Source organism: Actinomadura rubrobrunea NBRC 15275 (genome assembly GCF_001552235.1).
In the GTDB taxonomy this organism is placed as follows: domain Bacteria; phylum Actinomycetota; class Actinomycetes; order Streptosporangiales; family Streptosporangiaceae; genus Spirillospora; species Spirillospora viridilutea.
In genome coordinates, this window is record NZ_BCQU01000224.1 from 1 (window position 1) to 705 (window position 705).

Consider the following 705-nt stretch of genomic DNA (forward strand, 5'->3'; position numbering starts at 1 on the left):
GTCGTCGAGCAGCAGTCGGCGCTCTCGCGGGTCCAGGACGTCGACCGAGCCGATGCGCCGGTCGGGGTCGGCGAGCAGGGCTGCGAGGAGGCGTTCGAAGCGGGCGGCGAGGCGTTCGACCGTAGGCCGGTCGAACAGGTCGAGGGCGTATTCCAGTTCGCCGTCCAGGCCGCCGGGGCGGCCGTCCGCGTCGAACCGTTCGGTGAGGACCATGAGCAGGTCGAAGCGGGACACTCCGGCGCTCAGCGGTTCGGGTCGCACGGTGAGGCCGGGCGCCTCCAGTGTGGGCTCGGGGTTGTTCTGGAAGGTCAGGCCGACCTGGAACAGCGGATGGCGGCCCAGGTGGCGCGGCGGGTTGAGGACCTCCACCAGGCGTTCGAACGGCACGTCCTGATGCGCGTAAGCGGCCAGATCCGCCTCCCGCACCCGACCGACCAGCTCCCGGAACGACGGATCCCCCGACGTGTCGGTCCGCAACACCAACATGTTCACGAACATCCCGACCAGATCGTCCAGCGCGTCGTCCGTCCGACCCGCGATCGGCGAACCGATCGGAACGTCCGTCCCCGCACCCAGCCGCGTCAGCAACGCGGCGAACGCGGCCTGAGTGACCATGAAGGGGCTGGCGCCGGTGTCCCGGGCGACTTTCAGCAGCGACTCGTGCAGGTCGGCGGAGAGCCGGAAGGGGACCGTGCCGCCTCGGTA

General features: G+C 70.5%; 1 protein-coding gene. It reads right to left on the reverse strand.

Annotated features, from left to right (window positions below; genetic code table 11):
* A partial coding sequence (locus AR3_RS29135) for a condensation domain-containing protein (RefSeq protein ID WP_157406862.1) occupies positions 1-705 on the reverse strand: 705 nt, incomplete at both ends.